This window comes from Pseudomonas sp. MYb60, assembly GCF_002979555.1.
In the GTDB taxonomy this organism is placed as follows: domain Bacteria; phylum Pseudomonadota; class Gammaproteobacteria; order Pseudomonadales; family Pseudomonadaceae; genus Aquipseudomonas.
In genome coordinates this window covers 467,849-486,125 of record NZ_PCOZ01000001.1, presented here as the reverse complement: position 1 = coordinate 486,125, position 18,277 = coordinate 467,849, and the positions used below count along the sequence as shown (strand labels likewise).

At 61.4% G+C, this 18,277-nt stretch carries 17 protein-coding genes; 8 read left to right on the top strand and 9 right to left on the bottom strand.

The features are described 5' to 3' along the window. Positions 1–52: 52 nt before the first annotated feature. From ispC to rpsB, 7 genes are all read right to left on the bottom strand, one after another. Entirely contained in the window at positions 53–1,243 is a 1,191-nt protein-coding gene (gene ispC / locus CQ041_RS02210; protein WP_105520588.1) for a 1-deoxy-D-xylulose-5-phosphate reductoisomerase, read from the bottom strand. Further along, complete coding sequence (locus CQ041_RS02205; RefSeq protein ID WP_105520589.1) at positions 1,240–2,046, bottom strand: phosphatidate cytidylyltransferase; 807 nt, start codon at positions 2,044–2,046, stop codon at positions 1,240–1,242. The genes ispC and CQ041_RS02205 overlap by 4 nt, the downstream gene beginning before the upstream one ends. Next, positions 2,047–2,802, bottom strand: a complete 756-nt coding sequence (uppS, locus tag CQ041_RS02200; RefSeq protein WP_017137143.1) for a polyprenyl diphosphate synthase — start codon at positions 2,800–2,802, stop codon at positions 2,047–2,049. It lies immediately after the preceding gene. Between the two features lie 17 nt (positions 2,803–2,819). Further along, a complete protein-coding gene (gene frr / locus CQ041_RS02195) occupies positions 2,820–3,377 on the bottom strand; it encodes a ribosome recycling factor (RefSeq protein WP_105520590.1) in 558 nt (185 codons plus the stop codon). Next, complete coding sequence (gene pyrH, locus CQ041_RS02190; protein WP_105520591.1) at positions 3,374–4,117, bottom strand: UMP kinase; 744 nt, start codon at positions 4,115–4,117, stop codon at positions 3,374–3,376. Before pyrH ends, frr begins: the two co-directional genes overlap by 4 nt. Before the next feature lie 212 nt (positions 4,118–4,329). Continuing rightward, positions 4,330–5,193, bottom strand: coding sequence for a translation elongation factor Ts (gene tsf / locus CQ041_RS02185; protein WP_105520592.1), 864 nt, complete (start codon positions 5,191–5,193; stop codon positions 4,330–4,332). A 203-nt stretch (positions 5,194–5,396) separates the two neighbouring features. Beyond that, a complete protein-coding gene (gene rpsB, locus CQ041_RS02180) occupies positions 5,397–6,137 on the bottom strand; it encodes a 30S ribosomal protein S2 (RefSeq protein WP_029297291.1) in 741 nt (246 codons plus the stop codon). A 387-nt stretch (positions 6,138–6,524) separates the two neighbouring features. On the opposite strand from rpsB, the gene map reads away from it, so the two are divergent. The 4 genes from map (at position 6,525) to CQ041_RS02160 (ending at position 12,200) form a co-directional block, all read left to right on the top strand. Next, positions 6,525–7,307 carry a type I methionyl aminopeptidase gene (gene map / locus CQ041_RS02175; protein WP_012722594.1) on the top strand — a complete coding sequence of 261 codons (783 nt, stop codon included), beginning with the start codon at positions 6,525–6,527 and terminating at the stop codon, positions 7,305–7,307. Between the two features lie 63 nt (positions 7,308–7,370). Continuing rightward, positions 7,371–10,073, top strand: a complete 2,703-nt coding sequence (locus CQ041_RS02170; RefSeq protein WP_105520593.1) for a [protein-PII] uridylyltransferase — start codon at positions 7,371–7,373, stop codon at positions 10,071–10,073. Between the two features lie 97 nt (positions 10,074–10,170). Further along, on the top strand, positions 10,171–11,370 hold the full coding sequence (gene dapC, locus CQ041_RS02165) for a succinyldiaminopimelate transaminase (protein WP_105520594.1): 1,200 nt from the start codon (positions 10,171–10,173) through the stop codon (positions 11,368–11,370). 119 nt (positions 11,371–11,489) lie between these two features. After that, on the top strand, positions 11,490–12,200 hold the full coding sequence (locus CQ041_RS02160; protein WP_105520595.1) for a M12 family metallopeptidase: 711 nt from the start codon (positions 11,490–11,492) through the stop codon (positions 12,198–12,200). A gap of 13 nt (positions 12,201–12,213) precedes the next feature. On the opposite strand, the gene CQ041_RS02155 is transcribed toward CQ041_RS02160, so the two are convergent. After that, positions 12,214–13,851: a Na+/H+ antiporter gene (locus CQ041_RS02155; protein ID WP_105520596.1), complete on the bottom strand. Its 1,638-nt coding sequence runs from the start codon at positions 13,849–13,851 to the stop codon at positions 12,214–12,216. Between the two features lie 214 nt (positions 13,852–14,065). Between CQ041_RS02155 and CQ041_RS02150 the strand changes: the two genes are divergently transcribed. From CQ041_RS02150 to CQ041_RS02135, 4 genes are all read left to right on the top strand, one after another. Next, entirely contained in the window at positions 14,066–14,428 is a 363-nt protein-coding gene (locus CQ041_RS02150; RefSeq protein WP_105520597.1) for an ArsC family reductase, read from the top strand. A 33-nt stretch (positions 14,429–14,461) separates the two neighbouring features. After that, positions 14,462–15,496 (top strand): 2,3,4,5-tetrahydropyridine-2,6-dicarboxylate N-succinyltransferase, encoded by a 1,035-nt coding sequence (gene dapD / locus CQ041_RS02145; RefSeq protein WP_105520598.1) that lies wholly within the window; start codon positions 14,462–14,464, stop codon positions 15,494–15,496. A 64-nt stretch (positions 15,497–15,560) separates the two neighbouring features. Next, positions 15,561–16,766, top strand: coding sequence for an aminotransferase class V-fold PLP-dependent enzyme (locus CQ041_RS02140; protein ID WP_105520599.1), 1,206 nt, complete (start codon positions 15,561–15,563; stop codon positions 16,764–16,766). After that, entirely contained in the window at positions 16,763–17,176 is a 414-nt protein-coding gene (locus CQ041_RS02135; RefSeq protein ID WP_105520600.1) for a SufE family protein, read from the top strand. Before CQ041_RS02140 ends, CQ041_RS02135 begins: the two co-directional genes overlap by 4 nt. Before the next feature lie 117 nt (positions 17,177–17,293). Here the strand turns inward: CQ041_RS02135 and tcdA are convergent, their stop codons facing one another. Then, positions 17,294–18,103, bottom strand: a complete 810-nt coding sequence (gene tcdA, locus CQ041_RS02130) for a tRNA cyclic N6-threonylcarbamoyladenosine(37) synthase TcdA (RefSeq protein WP_371922998.1) — start codon at positions 18,101–18,103, stop codon at positions 17,294–17,296. Positions 18,104–18,277 lie beyond the last annotated feature (174 nt).

Here is an 18,277-nt window from a genome sequence, read left to right as displayed (position 1 = left end):
TAATTTCTCCGCATTCCAATCCAGTGCCTGAAGGCCCACACACACCTTTAGGCTAACGCGCGTTGCGGCCCAGCCATTGCTCGGCCAGGGCACGGGCCTTGGCGTCCGCCTCGAACACAGCCCCCAGGTCATTCACTGCGACGACGGGTTCAGCACCCAGGACGTCCTCGATGATACTCGCGATCTGCGGAAAGCGGATGCGTCGTTCGAGAAACGCTGCCACGGCCACTTCGTTGGCCGCATTGAGCATCGCCGGCGCACTGTTGCCGGCCTGCGCCGCCTCCCGCGCCAGGCGCAGGCACGGAAAGCGCTGCTCGTCCGGGGCCTCGAAGTCCAGGCGCGCAATCGCAAACAGATCCAGAGGCGCCACGCCCGAGTCGATGCGCTCCGGCCAAGCCAGGGCATTGGCAATCGGCGTGCGCATATCCGGGTTGCCCAGTTGGGCCAGTACCGAACCGTCGACGTAGTCGACCAGGGAATGAATCACACTTTGCGGGTGGATCACCACCTCGACCTGGTCCGGCCGCGCATCGAACAACCAGCACGCCTCGATCATCTCCAGGCCCTTGTTCATCATGCTCGCCGAATCCACGGAGATCTTGCGACCCATGGACCAGTTGGGGTGCGCACACGCCTGATCAGGCGACACATGCTCCAACTCGGCCAGCGGCGTCTGCCGGAACGGACCGCCAGACGCAGTCAGCAGGATCCGACGAACCCCCACCTGGCTCAAGCCGCGCGCGTAGTCACCGGGCATGCACTGGAAGATTGCGTTGTGTTCGCTGTCGAGGGGCAGCAGCACGGCCCCACTGTCGCGCACCGCCTGCATGAAGAGTGCGCCGGACATGACCAACGCCTCCTTGTTGGCCAGCAGGATCTTCTTGCCTGCATCGACGGCGGCAAGGGTCGGGCGCAGGCCGGCAGCGCCGACAATCGCCGCAACAACCGTATCGACCTCGGCATCCGCCGAGACCTGGCACAACCCCTCCTCCCCCACCAGCACCTGGGTCGCCAACCCCGCAGCGCGCAGGTCATCCTGCAAGCCCCGCGCGGCCGCCGCCTCCGGCACCACGGCAAAGCGCGGCGCATGGCGCACGCACAAGGCCAGCAGTTCGCTCAACCGGGAGAAACCGGTCAACGCGAACACCTGGTAACGATCAGGGTGACGGGCGATCACATCCAGGGTGCTCAACCCGATCGAACCGGTCGCCCCCAGCACGGTCACTTGTTGCGGGCGGCTCACGACGCAATCATCCACAGCAGCACGGCAAAGATCGGGATGGCCGCCGTGAGACTGTCGATACGGTCGAGCACACCGCCGTGACCCGGCAGCAGGTTACTGCTGTCCTTGATCCCGGCCTGGCGCTTGAACATGCTTTCGGTGAGGTCACCCACCACCGAGATGAATACGACGATCGCCGTGCCCAGCAGCGCGAGGAGGATTTCCTTCACCGCCCAGTCACGCACCACGCCAACCACCAACGTGATCGCCAGGGTCAGTGCCAGGCCACCGTATACGCCCTCCCAGCTCTTGCCCGGGCTGACAGCCGGCGCCAGCTTGCGCTTGCCGAATGCCCGACCGGAGAAGTACGCACCGATGTCCGCGCCCCACACCAACACCATCACCGCCAGGATCAGGTAATTACCGAGGGGGTAACGCTTGATCTCCACCAATCCCTGCCACGCCGGCAGCAGGATCAGCAACCCGATCACCAGCTTGCAGGCCACACTGGACCACTTGCTGCTGGTGCCCGGGTAGGTCAGCACCAGGAATGTCGCCAGCGCCCACCACAGGACCGCTGCGCCCAACACCCATGGGGCAAGCTCCGGGAGGATGTACATGAGGAACAGCATCATGGCGACGACGGCGGCATACACCACGCGCGGCAACTGCCCGGCAAAGCCCGCCAGGCGCGCCCATTCCCAGGCGCCCAGGGTGACCACCAGGCCGATGAACAGCGCAAAGCCGGAACCGTCGAGCAGGAAGAACCCGCACAAGGCAATCGGCAACAGGATCAGTGCGGTGATGATTCGTTGTTTAAGCATTTAAACCCGGGCTCCAGCTTCGATCTGCTCGCTCGTTTTACCGAAACGACGCTGACGGGAAGCGAAATCTGCCAGCGCGTTACGCATGGCATCGTGTTTGAAGTCCGGCCAGAACAGGTCGGAGAAGTACAACTCGGTATAGGCCAACTGCCACAACAGGAAGTTACTGATGCGGTGCTCGCCCCCGGTGCGGATACACAGGTCCGGCAACGGCAGGTCGCCGGTTACCAGGCAGGTTTGCAGGAGTTCGGGCGTGATGTCGTCCGGGCGCAAGTGACCGGCCTGTACTTCGCGGGCCAGGCGCTGCGCGGCCTGGGCGATGTCCCACTGACCGCCGTAATTGGCCGCAATCTGCAGCACAAAACGGTTGGAGCCGGCAGTGATCGCCTCGGCTTCACGCATGGCCGCCTGCAGTTCCGGATGGAACCGCGAGCGATCACCAATGATGCGCAGGCTGATATTGTTGTCGTTGAGGCGCTTGGCCTCGCGACGCAGCGCCTTGAAGAACAGGTCCATCAGGGCGCTGACTTCTTCGGCGGGGCGCTGCCAGTTCTCACTGGAGAAGGCAAACAGGGTCAGAACTTCGACCTTGGCCTCGGCGCACACCTCAATCACTGCCCGTACCGCATCGACACCGGCCTTATGCCCGGCAACACCTGGCATAAAGCGCTTCTTCGCCCAGCGATTATTCCCATCCATGATGATCGCGACATGACGCGGCACCACGGAGGGCACAGTCTGCTTGGTCTTTTCCATGAAGGTGTCCTGACCCCTTATACGGCCATCAGGTCCTTTTCTTTTTCGTCGGTGGCCTTGGTGATCTGAGCCTCGGCATCCTTGGTCAGCTTGTCGATGTCGGCAACCGCACGACGCTCTTCGTCTTCGCTGATTTCCTTGTCCTTGACCAGCTTCTTCAGGTCACCCAACGCGTCGCGACGGATGTTGCGCACGGCAACACGAGCGTCTTCGGCAGCGCTGCGGGCCTGCTTGGTGAAGCCCTTGCGGGTTTCTTCGGTCAGGGCAGGCATGGAGATCAGCAACAACTCGCCCAGGTTGGTCGGGTTGAGGTTCAGGCCGGCGCTCTGGATCGCCTTGTCGACCGCGCCCAGCATGTTGCGCTCAAACGCCACGACTTGCAGGGTGCGCGAGTCCTTGACGGTAATGTTCGCGACGCTGCTGATCGGGGTATCGGAACCGTAGTACGGCACCATCACGCTGCCCAGGATGCTGGGGTGCGCCTTGCCGGTACGGATCTGGCCGAACGCGTGGCTCAGGGATTCCAGGGATTTCTGCATACGCGCCTGGGCGTCTTTCTTGATTTCGTTGATCATTGTTGGCCTTCCTCGATCAGAGTCCCTTCTGCGCCGCCGTGTACGATGTTCAGCAGGGCGCCGGGCTTGTTCATGTTAAATACGCGCAGCGGCATCTTGTGGTCGCGGCACAGGCAAATAGCCGTCAGGTCCATCACGCCCAGCTTGCGATCCAGTACTTCATCGTAGGTCAGATGATCGAACTTCTCGGCATGCGGATCTTTGAATGGGTCAGCCGTGTAGACGCCGTCTACCTTGGTCGCCTTCAACACCACGTCGGCATCGATCTCGATGGCGCGCAGGCAGGCTGCGGAGTCGGTGGTGAAGAACGGGTTACCGGTGCCCGCAGCGAAGATCACCACTTCCTTGGAATTGAGGTGGCGCATGGCTTTGCGGCGGTCATAGTGATCGGTCACGCCAACCATGGAAATGGCCGACATCACGATAGCCGAGATATTGGCACGCTCCAGGGCGTCACGCATGGCCAGGCCGTTCATCACAGTGGCCAGCATGCCCATGTGGTCGCCGGTAACACGGTCCATGCCGGCTGCACTCAGTGCCGCGCCGCGGAACAGGTTGCCACCGCCGATCACCAGGCCGACCTGAACGCCGATGCCGACCAACTGGCCGACTTCCAGCGCCATGCGATCAAGGACCTTGGGATCGATCCCGAACTCTTCCGAGCCCATCAGGGCCTCGCCGCTGAGCTTGAGTAGAATGCGTTTATAGCGAGCCTGATAACCACTGCCCTGCTGAGCCATTGCGAATCTCTCCTGCGGCGTATTTTTCAAAAATTCTTTGCGAACCGTTTTACGGCTTGCGTTCACTCTAGCTGGACGCTGCTACAGCGCCATCGGAACACGGCTTTGTAAGCCAGTTCCGAAGGGAAACCAAATAAAATCGGCCTTCCCATTTGAAAAGAGGCTGCGCGCGTGAGCGGGCAGCCTCTTTCGGGCGACAGTTGAAAACTGTCTTATTGCTTGGCGGCAGCCAGCTGGGCAGCAACTTCTTCAGCGAAGTTGTCGACCGGCTTCTCGATGCCTTCGCCTACTTTGAAGTAAGTGAAGGAAACGATTTCAGCACCGGCTTTCTTGGCCAGTTCGCCAACCTTGATTTCAGGGTTCTTGACGAACGCCTGCTCAACCAGGCTTGCTTCGGCCAGGAACTTGCTGATACGGCCTTTGACCATGTTTTCAACAATGTTTTCTGGCTTGCCTTTGATTTTTTCTTCGTTCAGCTGCAGGAACACAGCTTTTTCACGCTCGATCGCTTCGGCCGAAACTTCCGAAGGCAGCAGGAACTCAGGGTTGCTTGCCGCGACGTGCATGGCGATGTCTTTGGCCAGCTCAACGTCGCCGCCTTTCAGAACAACCGCTACACCGATCTTGTTGCCGTGCAGGTAACCACCAACCACGTCACCTTCAACGCGAACCAGGCGACGGATGTTGACGTTTTCGCCAACCTTGCCGACCAGTACCAGGCGATCAGCTTCTTGCGCTTCGATCAGAGGCTCAACGGTAGTCAGCTTGTCGTCGAATGCTTTCTTGACGCTGGCAGCAACGAATGCCTTGAAGTCGTCTTGCAGGGCCAGGAAGTCGGTCTGCGAGTTCACTTCCAGCAGAACGGCGGCTTTGCCGTCTTCAACCAGAGCGATAGCACCTTCAGCAGCGACGTTGCCGGCTTTCTTGGCAGCCTTGATGGCGCCCGAGGCACGCATGTCGTCGATGGCTTTTTCGATGTCGCCGCCGGCCTTGGTCAAGGCCTTTTTGCAATCCATCATGCCTTCGCCGGTACGCTCACGCAGTTCTTTGACCAACGCTGCAGTAATCTCTGCCATTTCAAAATCCTCTTGGATAGGTTTTCAACCATTCCACCCGATCAAACGGGCGATCAATTCTTCCCGAACCACCGTTGTAGGCTGCTGCACGTTACAGTCGCTAGGTTGCGCCGTCACAAGTGAGCGCCGACAAATGGTTTTCGAGGTGGCAAAAAGGGGGCCAAGCCCCCTTTTTGCTTACTGAGTCAACGCCAGGGCGTCAATTACTCAGCTGCAGCGACCGGCGCTTCTTCAGCAGCGAACTCTACAGTGCCGCCGCCAACATTGTTACGGCCACGGATTACAGCGTCAGCCATCGAACCCATGTACAGCTGGATAGCGCGGATTGCGTCATCGTTGCCTGGGATGATGTAGTCAACGCCTTCCGGGCTGCTGTTGGTATCGACTACGCCGATAACAGGGATGCCCAGCTTGTTGGCTTCGGTGATCGCGATGCGCTCGTGATCAACGTCGATAACGAACAGTGCGTCAGGCAGACCGCCCATGTCCTTGATACCACCCAGGGAACGATCGAGCTTTTCCAGGTCACGGGAGCGCATCAGCGCTTCTTTCTTGGTCAGCTTGGCGAAAGTACCGTCTTCGGCTTGTACTTCAAGGTCACGCAGACGCTTGATGGAAGCACGGATGGTTTTGAAGTTGGTCAGCATGCCGCCCAACCAGCGGTGATCGACGTACGGCGAACCGCAACGTGCTGCTTCTTCAGCAACGATCTTGCCAGCGGAACGCTTGGTGCCGACGAACAGAATCTTGTTTTTGCCCTGGGCCAGACGCTCTACGAAAGTCAGAGCTTCGTTGAACATTGGCAGGGTTTTTTCAAGGTTGATAATGTGAATCTTGTTACGCGCGCCGAAAATGTATTTACCCATTTTCGGGTTCCAGTAACGGGTCTGGTGACCGAAGTGCACACCGGCCTTCAGCATATCGCGCATGTTGACTTGGGACATGATAGTTCCTTAATAAGTCGGGTTTGGCCTCCACGTATCCCAATGACCAACCAGCGGCAGCAAGGCCTCCGGCACCCAGGTCATCGTGTCGACACGTGTGTGGATTTAAGCTTCGCGGGGCATCCCCGGAAAGCGGCGCATTTTATACCACAGCATCGACGAAAACGGAACACGCAATCACATTTGCCGCACGCCCTCCTCGTGTAACCCCTTGAATAGAGCCCACTTGGCCCTACCTTATAGAGAGAAGCGATCATCAGAGGCTCATGATTTGCCGCCAGCGTCTGTTAGAATCGCGTTTTTTGTGGCTTGTGCGAATTCTGTAACCTTTTGTCGCGCGCCCGTAAACCGAATTGATTTCAGCGCGTTGCGCTAGAGAGAGCCTGTATGACCGTTAGTTTGAAAACCGCCGAAGACATCGCCGGCATGCGCATCGCCGGCAAACTGGCCGCCGACGTACTGGAGATGATCGCCGAACACGTCAAGCCCGGCGTCACCACCGAGACCCTGAACCAGATCTGCCACGACTATATAGTCAACGTACAGGGTGCGATTCCTGCGCCGCTGAACTACAAGGGTTTTCCCAAGTCGATCTGCACCTCGGTCAACCACGTGGTCTGCCACGGCATTCCGGGCGACAAGCCGTTGAAGGACGGCGACACCCTGAACATCGACGTCACCGTGATCAAGGACCGCTATTTCGGCGACACCAGCCGCATGTTCCACGTTGGCACCGTACCGGTCTGGGCCGAGCGCCTGTCCCAGGTGACCCAGGAATGCATGTACAAGGCCATCGAAATCGTCAAGCCTGGCTGCCGCCTGGGCGACATCGGTGAAGTGATCCAGAAGCACGCCGAAAAGAACGGCTTCTCGGTGGTCCGCGAGTTCTGCGGCCACGGCATCGGCACCGTGTTCCACGAAGAACCGCAGATTCTGCATTACGGCCGTGCCGGCACCGGCATGGAGCTCAAGGCGGGCATGACCTTCACCATCGAGCCGATGATCAACCAGGGCAAGGCCGACACCAAGGTGCTGGGCGACGGCTGGACCGCCATCACCAAGGACCGCAAGCTCTCGGCGCAGTGGGAACATACCCTGCTGGTCACCGAAACCGGCTACGAGATCTTCACCCTGCGCGCCGACGACACGATCCCGCGCGTTTCAGCGTAAAGGCTGCCCAGGTTTTCCCAACGGTGTAATGACTGACTGACAGATAGAAAGGAAAGCCGATCGATGCCCCAGGTGGATCCCGAACTCTTCGACCGTGGCCAGTTCCAGGCCGAACTGGCCCTGAAGGCAAGCCCTATCGCCGCCTTCAAGAAGGCGATCCGCCAGGCCCGCGAGGTACTCGACGCGCGCTTTCGCAGTGGCCGCGACATTCGCCGGCTGATCGAGGACCGCGCCTGGTTCGTCGACAACATCCTGCAAAAGGCCTGGGAACAGTTCAATTGGAGCGAAGACGCCGATATCGCCTTGGTGGCGGTCGGCGGTTACGGGCGTGGCGAGTTGCACCCCTACTCCGACATCGACCTGCTGATCCTGCTGGACAGCGCGGACCATGAGATCTTTCGCGACTCCATCGAGCGTTTTCTCACGTTGCTGTGGGACATCGGCCTGGAAGTCGGCCAGAGCGTCCGTTCGGTGGACGAATGCGCCGAAGAAGCCCGTGCCGACCTGACCATCATCACCAACCTCATGGAAAGCCGCACCATCGCCGGCCCCGAGCGCCTGCGCCAGCGCATGCTCGACGTCACCAGCACTGCGCACATGTGGCCGAGCAAGGAGTTCTTCCTGGCCAAGCGTGCCGAGCAGAAGGCCCGGCACCACAAATACAACGACACCGAATACAACCTGGAACCCAACGTCAAAGGCTCGCCGGGCGGGCTGCGGGATATCCAGACGATTCTATGGGTCGCCCGTCGCCAGTACGGCACCCTGAACCTGCGGGCCCTGGCCGGCGAAGGCTTCCTGGTGGAGAGCGAAAACGCCCTGCTGGCCTCGTCCCAGGAATTCCTGTGGAAGGTGCGCTATGCCCTGCACATGCTCGCCGGCCGCTCCGAAGACCGCCTGCTGTTCGACCACCAGCGCTCCATCGCCACCCTGCTGGGGTTTGAAGGCGAGGACGCGAAGACCAGCATCGAAAGCTTCATGCAGCAGTATTACCGGGTGGTCATGAGCATTGCCCAGCTCAGCGACCTGATCATCCAGCACTTCGAGGAGGTGATCCTGGCCCCCGAAGACGAAGCGCCGCCGCAGCCGATCAATGCGCGCTTTCAGTTGCACGACGGCTACATCGAGGCGCGCAACGACAATGTGTTCCGCCGCACGCCGTTCGCCATGCTGGAGATTTTCGTGCTGATGGCCCAGCAGCCGGAAATCAAGGGCGTCCGCGCCGACACCATCCGTCTGCTGCGGGAAAACCGTCACCTGATCGACGATGATTTCCGCCACGACATCCGCAATACCAGCCTGTTTATCGAGCTGTTCAAGTGCAAGATCGGCATCCACCGCAACCTGCGACGGATGAACCGTTACGGCATTCTCGGGCGCTACCTGCCGGAGTTCGGCTTCATTGTCGGGCAGATGCAGCACGACCTGTTCCACATCTACACCGTGGACGCCCACACCCTGAACCTGATCAAGCATCTGCGTAAGTTGCAGTACACCCAGGTGTCCGAGAAATTCCCGCTGGCCAGCAAGCTCATGGCCAAGCTGCCCAAGCCCGAACTGATCTACCTGGCCGGTTTGTACCATGACATCGGCAAGGGGCGGCATGGCGACCATTCGGAAGTTGGCGCCGTCGACGCTGAAGCGTTTTGCCAGCGCCACCAGTTGCCATTGTGGGACAGCCGGCTGATCGTCTGGCTGGTACAGAACCACTTGGTGATGTCGACCACCGCACAGCGCAAGGACCTGTCCGACCCGCAGGTGATCCATGACTTCGCTGGCATCGTCGGCGACGAGACCCGTCTCGACTACCTGTACGTGCTGACCGTCTCCGACATCAATGCCACCAACCCGACGCTGTGGAACTCGTGGCGTGCCAGCCTGTTGCGCCAGCTCTACACCGAGACCAAGCGCGCCCTGCGCCGCGGCCTGGAAAATCCGGTGGACCGCGAAGAGCAGATTCGCCGCACCCAGAGCGCGGCCCTGGACATTCTGGTGCGTGGCGGCAACGACCCGGACGACGTCGAGCAACTGTGGTCGCAACTGGGCGATGACTATTTCCTGCGTCACACCGCCGGCGACGTCGCCTGGCACAGTGACGCGATCCTGCAGCAGCCGGCCGACGGCGGGCCGCTGGTGCTGATCAAGGAAACCACCCAGCGCGAATTCGAAGGCGGCACGCAGATCTTCATCTATGCGCCGGACCAGCATGACTTCTTCGCCGTGACCGTGGCGGCCATGGACCAGCTCAACCTGAACATCCATGACGCGCGAGTGATCACTTCCAGCAGCCAGTTCACCCTCGACACCTACATCGTGCTCGACACCGAAGGCGAGTCCATCGGTGACAACCCCGCGCGCGTGAAGAAAATCCGCGAAGGCCTGACCGAGGCCCTGCGCAACCCTGACGACTACCCGACCATCATCCAGCGCCGGGTACCGCGCCAGCTCAAGCACTTTGCGTTTGCGCCCCAGGTGACCATCTCCAACGATGCCCAGCGCCCGGTGACGGTACTGGAACTCAGCGCACCGGATCGCCCGGGGCTGCTGGCGCGCATCGGCGGGATCTTCCTGGAGTTCGACCTGTCACTGCAGAACGCCAAGATTGCGACCCTTGGCGAACGCGTGGAAGACGTGTTCTTCATCACCGACGCCGACAACCAGCCGCTGTCCGACCCGGAGCTGTGCCTGCGCTTGCAGGCCGCCATTGTGGAGCAGTTGAGCGTGACCCAGGAACCTGGCGTCGAGCTGACACGCCTGACGATATAAAACGCGGGCCAACCTGTGAAAACCGGCCTTATGTGGGAGGGGGAGTTGCCTTGCCCAGCAGACCGCATGCTCTCAACCGAATTGAACGAGATTTTCGATGAACAACGCCCTGAACCAACTCCAGCCCTACCCGTTCGAGAAACTGCGTGCCCTGCTGGGCAGCGTCACGCCGAACCCGGACAAGCGCCCGATCGCGCTGTCAATCGGCGAGCCCAAGCACACATCGCCGCGCTTCGTCGCTGAAGCACTGAGCAACAACCTCGACCAAATGGCCGTCTACCCGACCACCCTGGGCATCCCGGCCCTGCGTGAAGCCATCGGCGCCTGGTGCGAACGTCGCTTCGACGTCCCCCAGGGCTGGCTCGACCCGGCGCGCAACATCCTGCCGGTCAACGGTACCCGCGAAGCGCTGTTCGCCTTCACCCAGACGGTGGTCAACCGTGGCGAAGACGCGCTGGTTGTGAGCCCGAACCCGTTCTACCAGATCTACGAAGGTGCAGCGTTCCTGGCCGGCGCCAAGCCGCATTACCTGCCATGCCTGGACGCCAACGGCTTCAACCCGGACTTCGACGCCGTGACGCCGGACATCTGGAAACGCTGCCAGATCCTGTTCCTGTGCTCGCCGGGCAACCCCACCGGCGCGCTGATCCCGGTCGACACCCTGAAAAAACTCATCGCCCTGGCCGACGAATACGACTTCGTCATCGCCGCCGACGAGTGCTACAGCGAGCTGTACTTCGACGAACAAACCCCGCCGCCTGGCCTGCTCAGCGCCTGCGTCGAACTGGGTCGCCAGGACTTCAAGCGCTGCGTGGTATTCCACAGCCTGTCCAAGCGCTCGAACCTGCCGGGCCTGCGCTCCGGGTTCGTGGCCGGCGACGCCGACATCCTCAAGGCGTTCCTGCTGTACCGCACCTACCATGGCTGCGCGATGCCGGTGCAAACCCAGCTGGCCAGCATTGCCGCCTGGCAGGACGAAGCCCACGTACTGGCCAACCGCGACCTGTACCGCGAGAAGTTCGACGCCGTCCTGGCGATCCTCAAACCGGTGCTCGACGTGCAGAGCCCGGACGGCGGGTTCTACCTGTGGCCGAATGTGAAGGGCGACGACGCCGCGTTCTGCCGCGATTTGTTCGTGGAAGAACACGTGACTGTGGTGCCGGGTTCGTACCTGTCGCGCGAAGTCGATGGCGTTAACCCGGGCGCCGGGCGCGTTCGCCTGGCCCTCGTTGCGCCGCTGGCGGAGTGCGTGGAAGCCGCCGAGCGGATTCGGCATTTCATTACCCGCAACGCGTGAGCCGTGCGCCCCGTCAGCGGGCGCACTCACATTTTCCTACATTCAATGTCGGAACCTTTCATGCCTCAGGGACGAATCAGCCTTCAGTTTCGTCCCTGAATTCTGCAAGGAGAACCGACATGATCCCTTCCAGCACCTTGCCCCCTTACTTTGCGCCGCAGGTTGAAAAACCGGACGAAGAGTCCCATCAACCCCAGCGCCTTTCCAGGAGCCGACGCAATGTCGGAGAGCCTGCCAGGTACTGGCCGCAAAACAGCACGATCAAGATCGCCATCTACGATTATGCAGTGGACGACCCCTACGTGTTGGCCATCAAAAAGGCCGCCGCCGAATGGGGTCCCCATATCAACCTCAGGTTTGAATTCGTGGCCGGCGAGGATGCCGACGTGAGAATCGCAGCCAATCCAACCCTCAACCACACAGGCCAGTCGATGGTGGGAACGGCTGCGCAGGAAGTGCCCTCAGGGCACCCGACCATGACGCTGCCGAGCGACCACACCGCGCAATCATTCACTGCGACCGTGTTGCACGAGTTCGGGCATATGCTGGGTGCGCATCACGCGCACCAACACCCCGACGCCAATATTCCCTGGAATCAGGCAAGCCTTGACCGGCATTTTTCCCCCTCTAGCCAGCGAGTCAACTGGCTACCCCTGCCCCGCAGCGACCAATACGAATTTTCTCCCTACGACCCAGACTCGATCATGCATTACTCCATCAACCCTGAACTGACCACCCAGAACCTCTTCCACTCACGTAATGCGACGCTGAGCGCGGGCGACATTGCCTGGGCAAACAAGACCTATCCAAAAGTCCCTCACACCCCTTGATAGCGCCGCGAGGCTATCGCTGCCGCGCGAGACCGGCCTCGCTCATGTCCAGGTCCGCCAGCACCTCACGCAGCACATCATCACCAATTTCGTGTTGACGGCTCAGCCTGTAGAGTTCCAATCGCTGGGCCCGCAGGGCTTTGAGGCGCAGCTTGCTTTCCAGCTGATCCATCTGCAAAGCCAGTGCCTGGGCCTCGGCCGAGTCATTGAAGACGTCCAGCTGGTGGCGATACTCCGACATGATCCGCGCCTTGAGCTCCGTGGCCAAAGCCGCCTGCGCGGCGTCCTGGGACTCGCCGGCCTCTTCGACTTCCAGCGCATGAATGGCCGCCACGGCGGTTTTCTTCCAGGCTTCACGCACTTCGTTGTGGCGTTTCTCATCGGGGCTTTTTTCGATACCCCGCAGCAACAGCGGCAACGCGATACAGGCAGCGACCAGTGACAACAGGATCACCCCGGCCGCGATGAAGATCAGCAAGTCGCGCTCGGGGAAATCCTGCCCAGGCGCCAGCAATAAAGGCACCGACATTACGCCGGCCAGGGTTACTGCTCCGCGCACGCCGCCGACGGTCAGCAGCCAGCAGGAACGGGCTGTCGGCACCAGTGTCAGCTCACTTTTCCCACGGATACGGCGGAGCAACCCCGACAGGCGCCAAATGCTCTGCACCCAGATAAACCGCAGCACCACCAGCACCAGAAAGATCGCGATCACGTCCAGGCAGCGATAAAACAGGGTCGGCCACAAGGTCGACTCGTGGCTCACCACCGCCTTGATAATGTCCGGCAGTTGCAGGCCCAGCAGCAGGAAGATCAAGCCGTTGAAGGCAAACTCCAGCAATGACCACACGCTGCGATTGAGCAACCGCGTACTGGTCTGGCGTGGCAGCAGGTCGAGCCAGCTCTGCATCATCCCGGCCGCGACGGCCGACAGAATGCCCGACGCACCGAGGCGCTCAGCCAGCACGTAGGCGGCAAACGGCAGCAGCAACATGAACACCACGTGAGTCGCCGGGTCGTCCCAGCCGCGCGCAATCATCCACGCACGCAGGCGGCCGACCAGCCAGCTCAGCGCCACGCCGACCGCCAGGCCACCGACCGCCACCAACACGAACGTCAGACTCGCATCGGCCAGGGAAAACACTCCGGTCAACGCTGCCGCGAGGGCGAATTTGAAGGTCACCAGGCCCGACGCATCGTTCATCAACGCCTCGCCCTGGAGCATATGCATCAGCGGCGTGGGTAAACGGTTCTGCGAAATGGCCGACACCGCCACGGCATCCGTCGGCGACAACACGGCCGCCAGGGCGAAGGCCACCGGCAAGGGGATCGTCGGCAGAATCCAGTGGATGAAGTAACCGGCGCCCACGACGGTGAACAGCACCAGCCCCACCGCCAACGTCAGGATCGGCCCGCGCAAGCGCCACAATTCGCGCTTGGGCATGCGCCAACCATCGGAAAACAACAGCGGTGGCAGGAACAGAAACAGGAACAACTCCGGGTCCAGCGCCACATGCAGCCCCAGCGTGGGCCACGCCAGCAACGCGCCCGCCGCAATCTGCACCAGGGGCAACGGCAAGGGGATGACACGCCCGACCAGACGCGAAACGCTGACCAACATCAGCAGGATAAGTACGGTGTAGGCGGTTTGCATAAAGCGGGTTCCCGGACAATCGACTTGCAACGACACACATCTGGCAACAACTGGCAGTTGAAGTGCCATATTAGGCCGTTATGGTACGCGCCTATGTTACCGGCCGGCATTTGCACATAAGTCGCACGCCCGCATGACGAGGGGCACCACGCGCCGCTGGTCGTGGCATAATCCCCAACCTTTCGTTTTCATTGGCCCAAAGGGGGGCAATTCCTTGACCGTTTCAAGCAAAACGTTGCACCTTTTCGGCATCAAAGCCTGTGACACCATGAAAAAGGCGCGCACCTGGCTCGATGAGCACGGCGTCAACTATGAGTTCCACGACTACAAAACGGCCGGTATCGACCGCGAACACTTGACCCAATGGTGCAACGAGCACGGTTGGCAGGTGGTGTTGAACCGTGCGGGCACCACCTTTCGCAAACTCGAAGACGAACGCAAAGCCGATCTCGATCAGTCGAAAGCCATTGAATTGATGCTCGCACAACCTTCGATGATCAAGCGCCCGGTGCTGGATCTCGGTGACAGAACCCTGATTGGCTTCAAGCCAGATAGTTATTCGGCGGCCCTCAAGTAGGTCAGCCCTTTCCATTTTTGTAGAGGTAACAGCATGTCCAATTCCCTGTTCAGCCTGGGCTTCGGCGTCGGCACTCAGAACCGCCAAGGCGCTTGGCTGGAAGTGTTTTACGCACAGCCGCTGCTCAACCCATCGGCAGACATCGTCGCAGCCATCGCGCCGATCCTCGGTTACACCGAAGGCAACCAGGCGATCACCTTCACCGTCGCCCAGGCCCTGCAACTGGCCGACGCGCTCAAAGGCGTCGATGCCACCCAGGCCGCATTGTTGAGCCGCCTGGCTGAGAGCCACACACCGCTGGTCGCCACCCTGCTGGCCGAAGACGCTGCGCTGACCTCCACGCCTGAGGCCTACCTCAAGCTGCACCTGCTGTCCCACCGTTTGGTCAAGCCCCACGGCTTGAGCCTCGCCGGTGTGTTCCCGCAACTGCCGAACGTGGCGTGGACCAGCCAGGGCGCGATCGACCTGGCCGAGCTGCCGGAACGCCAACTGGAAGCCCGCCTGCGCGGCGATCTGCTGGAAGTGTTCTCGGTGGACAAGTTCCCGAAAATGACCGACTACGTGGTGCCGACCGGCGTGCGTATCGCGGATGCCGCGCGTCTGCGCCTGGGCGCCTACGTGGGCGAAGGCACCACCGTGATGCACGAAGGTTTCGTCAACTTCAACGCCGGCACCGAAGGCCCGGGCATGATCGAAGGCCGTGTGTCGGCGGGCGTGTTCGTCGGCAAGGGCTCGGACCTGGGCGGTGGTTGCTCCACCATGGGCACCCTGTCGGGTGGCGGCAACATCGTGATCAAGGTCGGCGAAGGCTGCCTGATCGGTGCCAACGCCGGTATCGGTATCCCGTTGGGCGACCGCAACACCGTGGAATCGGGCCTGTACGTCACCGCCGGGACCAAGGTCGCGCTGCTGGATGAGCAGAATCAACTGGTCAAGGTGGTCAAGGCACGTGAGCTGGCCGGCCAGCCGGACCTGCTGTTCCGCCGCAACTCCGAGACCGGTGCCGTGGAGTGCAAAACCCACAAATCGGCCATCGAATTGAACGAAGCGCTGCACGCTCACAACTAAGCAGCCACTCGATGCCACTAGCGGGCCCTGACCCTGGGGCCCGTTTATACGAGTCTTGAACACCATGCTAGTGCCCTCCCCCTGGCGCGCCGACTTCCCGGCCATCGCCACCCTGCAACGCCAGGACCAGACCTACCTGGACAACGCCGCCACCACGCAAAAACCTCAGGCCCTGCTGGATGCCATCAGCCATTACTACGCCAATGGCGCAGCCAATGTGCACCGTGCCCAGCATTTACCGGGGGCCCATGCGACCCAGGCGTTCGAAGACAGCCGCAGCAAGGTCGCGCAATGGCTCAATGCAGGCGAGAGCGGGCAGATCGTGTTTACCCACGGCGCAACCTCTGCGCTGAACCTCCTGGCTTATGGCCTGGAGCACCTATTCAATGCGGGCGATGAGATCGTCATCAGCGCCCTGGAACACCACGCCAACCTGCTGCCGTGGCAGCAATTGGCCAAGCGTCGCGCCCTGGAACTGGTGGTATTGCCGCTGGGTGACGATGGCGTGATCGACCTCGCGGCGGCCGCCGCATTGATCGGCCCGCGCACGCGCCTGCTGGCGTTGAGCCAGTTATCCAATGTGCTGGGGGCTTGGCAACCGCTGGAAGCGCTGCTCGCGTTGGCCCAGCCTCACGGCACACTGACCGTTGTCGACGGCGCCCAGGGCATTGTCCACGGCCGCCACGACGTGCAGGCCCTGGGCTGCGACTTCTACGTATTTTCCAGCCACAAACTCTACGGCCCGGACGGCGTCGGCGTGCTGTTTGGCCGCAACGAAGCCCTGCATCACCTTCGTCACTGGCAGTTTGGCGGCGAGATGGTGCAACAGGCCGACTACCACAGCGCCAGTTTTCGCCCGGCACCGCTGGGTTTCGAGGCCGGCACACCGCCGATTGCCAGCGTGATCGGCCTGGGCGCCAGCCTGGATTACCTGAGCTCGCTGGACGCGCAGGCCGTGATCGCCCACGAGGCGGCGTTGCATGACTATCTGTTGCGCGGGTTGAACGCGCGCAATGGCGTGCGCGTGCTGGGGTCACCGCAGGTGGCGCTGGTCAGCTTCGTGGTCGAAGGCGTGCACAACGCCGACCTGGCGCACTTGCTCACCGAACAGGGCATTGCCGTGCGCGCCGGCCATCACTGCGCGATGCCGCTGCTCAAGGCGATGCATTTGTCGGGGGCGATTCGTGTCTCCCTTGCGCTGTATAACGACTCCGATGACCTGGAGCGCTTTTTCGAAGCGCTGGACCAGGCACTGGATATGTTGCGATGAGCCTGCCCATGGATGCCGTTAACGCGCTGGAAGCCTTTCATGCCGTCGGCAGTTGGGAGCAACGCGCGCGAATGTTGATGCAATGGGGCGAGCGCCTACCGGCCCTGGCCGATGAGGATAAAGTCGACGCCAATCTCGTGCAGGGCTGCGAGAGCCTGGTGTGGCTGGTCGGGCAGCTGCGCGATGGCCACTGGCAATTCGCTGCCAGCAGCGACGCCCGGATGATTCGCGGGTTGGTGGCGTTGCTGTTGGCGCGGGTCAATGGGCTGTCCGCCGCCGATTTGCAGGCCGTGGATTTGCCCGACTGGTTCAACCAACTGGGGCTGTCCCGCCAACTGTCACCGTCACGCAGTAATGGCCTGAATGCCGTGCTGCAGCGTATGCGGGCATTAAGTCTTGCACAAAACTGAATGTGGGAGGGGGCTTGCCCCCGATTGCAGAGTGTCAGTCATTGGATAAGCCAACTGGCCCACCGTTATCGGGGGCAAGCCCCCTCCCACAGTTTGATCTGTGCAGGGCAGTTAGATTCAGGCGGGCTTGACCCGCTCAGACGGCCTACGCACCCCGGCGACAATCTTGTCCACCGCTTTGGTCGCCGCCACCATGCCGAACGTGGCCGTGACCATCATGACCGCGCCAAACCCGCCGGCGCAGTCGAGCTTCACCCCATCCCCGACGAAACTCTTCTGCAAGCAAATGCTGCCATCCGGCTTGGGATAGCGCAGTTGCTCGGTGGAAAACACGCACGGCACGCTGTAATGGCGCGTCACCGTGCGGCTGAAACCATAGTCGCGTCGCAGGGTTGAGCGCACTTTCGAGGCCAGCGGGTCATTGAACGTGCGATTGAGGTCGCAGACCTGGATCAGCGTCGGGTCGATCTGCCCGCCGGCGCCGCCAGTGGTGATGATCTGGATCTTGCGGCGCTTGCACCAGGCGATCAGGGCGGCCTTGGCGTTGACTGCGTCGATGCAGTCGATCACGCAGTCGATGGTCGGGGTGATGTATTGCGCCATGGTGTCACGGGTGACGAAATCCGCCACCGCATGCACCACACAGTCCGGATTGATGCCGCGCAGGCGTTCGGCCATCACTTCGACCTTGGGTTTGCCCACGGTGCTGTCCAGCGCGTGCAACTGGCGGTTGCTGTTGCTGACGCAGACGTCGTCGAGGTCGAACAGCGAAATCTCGCCCACCCCGCAACGGGCCATGGCTTCAGCCGCCCAGGAGCCCACGCCGCCGACGCCGACGATCGCCACATGGGCCGCTTTCAAGCGTTCCAGGCCTTCAATGCCATACAAGCGGGCGACGCCTGCAAACCGCGGATCTTCTGTACTCATGACCATTACCCCAAAAACCGGCGCGCATTATGGACTACAGAGCGACAAGTTCGAAGCGACAAGCTACAAGTAAAGAACTTAGATAGCCTTTCGCTGACTAACGTCCGGCTTTTCTCCATCAGCTGTACGCTCAGGGAAAGGCCGGTGTAGGATGCGCGCCGTTCGGCGCAGGCC

Coding starts and splice junctions, on each gene's coding strand:
- CQ041_RS02170 (WP_105520593.1), top strand. CDS start 7,371: ATGCCCCAGGTGGATCCCGAACTCTTCGACCGTGGCCAGTTCCAGGCC.
- uppS (WP_017137143.1), bottom strand. CDS start 2,802: ATGGAAAAGACCAAGCAGACTGTGCCCTCCGTGGTGCCGCGTCATGTC.
- rpsB (WP_029297291.1), bottom strand. CDS start 6,137: ATGTCCCAAGTCAACATGCGCGATATGCTGAAGGCCGGTGTGCACTTC.
- dapD (WP_105520598.1), top strand. CDS start 14,462: ATGTCCAATTCCCTGTTCAGCCTGGGCTTCGGCGTCGGCACTCAGAAC.
- CQ041_RS02160 (WP_105520595.1), top strand. CDS start 11,490: ATGATCCCTTCCAGCACCTTGCCCCCTTACTTTGCGCCGCAGGTTGAA.
- CQ041_RS02135 (WP_105520600.1), top strand. CDS start 16,763: ATGAGCCTGCCCATGGATGCCGTTAACGCGCTGGAAGCCTTTCATGCC.
- tsf (WP_105520592.1), bottom strand. CDS start 5,193: ATGGCAGAGATTACTGCAGCGTTGGTCAAAGAACTGCGTGAGCGTACC.
- CQ041_RS02205 (WP_105520589.1), bottom strand. CDS start 2,046: ATGCTTAAACAACGAATCATCACCGCACTGATCCTGTTGCCGATTGCC.
- map (WP_012722594.1), top strand. CDS start 6,525: ATGACCGTTAGTTTGAAAACCGCCGAAGACATCGCCGGCATGCGCATC.
- CQ041_RS02140 (WP_105520599.1), top strand. CDS start 15,561: ATGCTAGTGCCCTCCCCCTGGCGCGCCGACTTCCCGGCCATCGCCACC.
- CQ041_RS02155 (WP_105520596.1), bottom strand. CDS start 13,851: ATGCAAACCGCCTACACCGTACTTATCCTGCTGATGTTGGTCAGCGTT.
- tcdA (WP_371922998.1), bottom strand. CDS start 18,103: ATGAGTACAGAAGATCCGCGGTTTGCAGGCGTCGCCCGCTTGTATGGC.
- frr (WP_105520590.1), bottom strand. CDS start 3,377: ATGATCAACGAAATCAAGAAAGACGCCCAGGCGCGTATGCAGAAATCC.
- pyrH (WP_105520591.1), bottom strand. CDS start 4,117: ATGGCTCAGCAGGGCAGTGGTTATCAGGCTCGCTATAAACGCATTCTA.
- dapC (WP_105520594.1), top strand. CDS start 10,171: ATGAACAACGCCCTGAACCAACTCCAGCCCTACCCGTTCGAGAAACTG.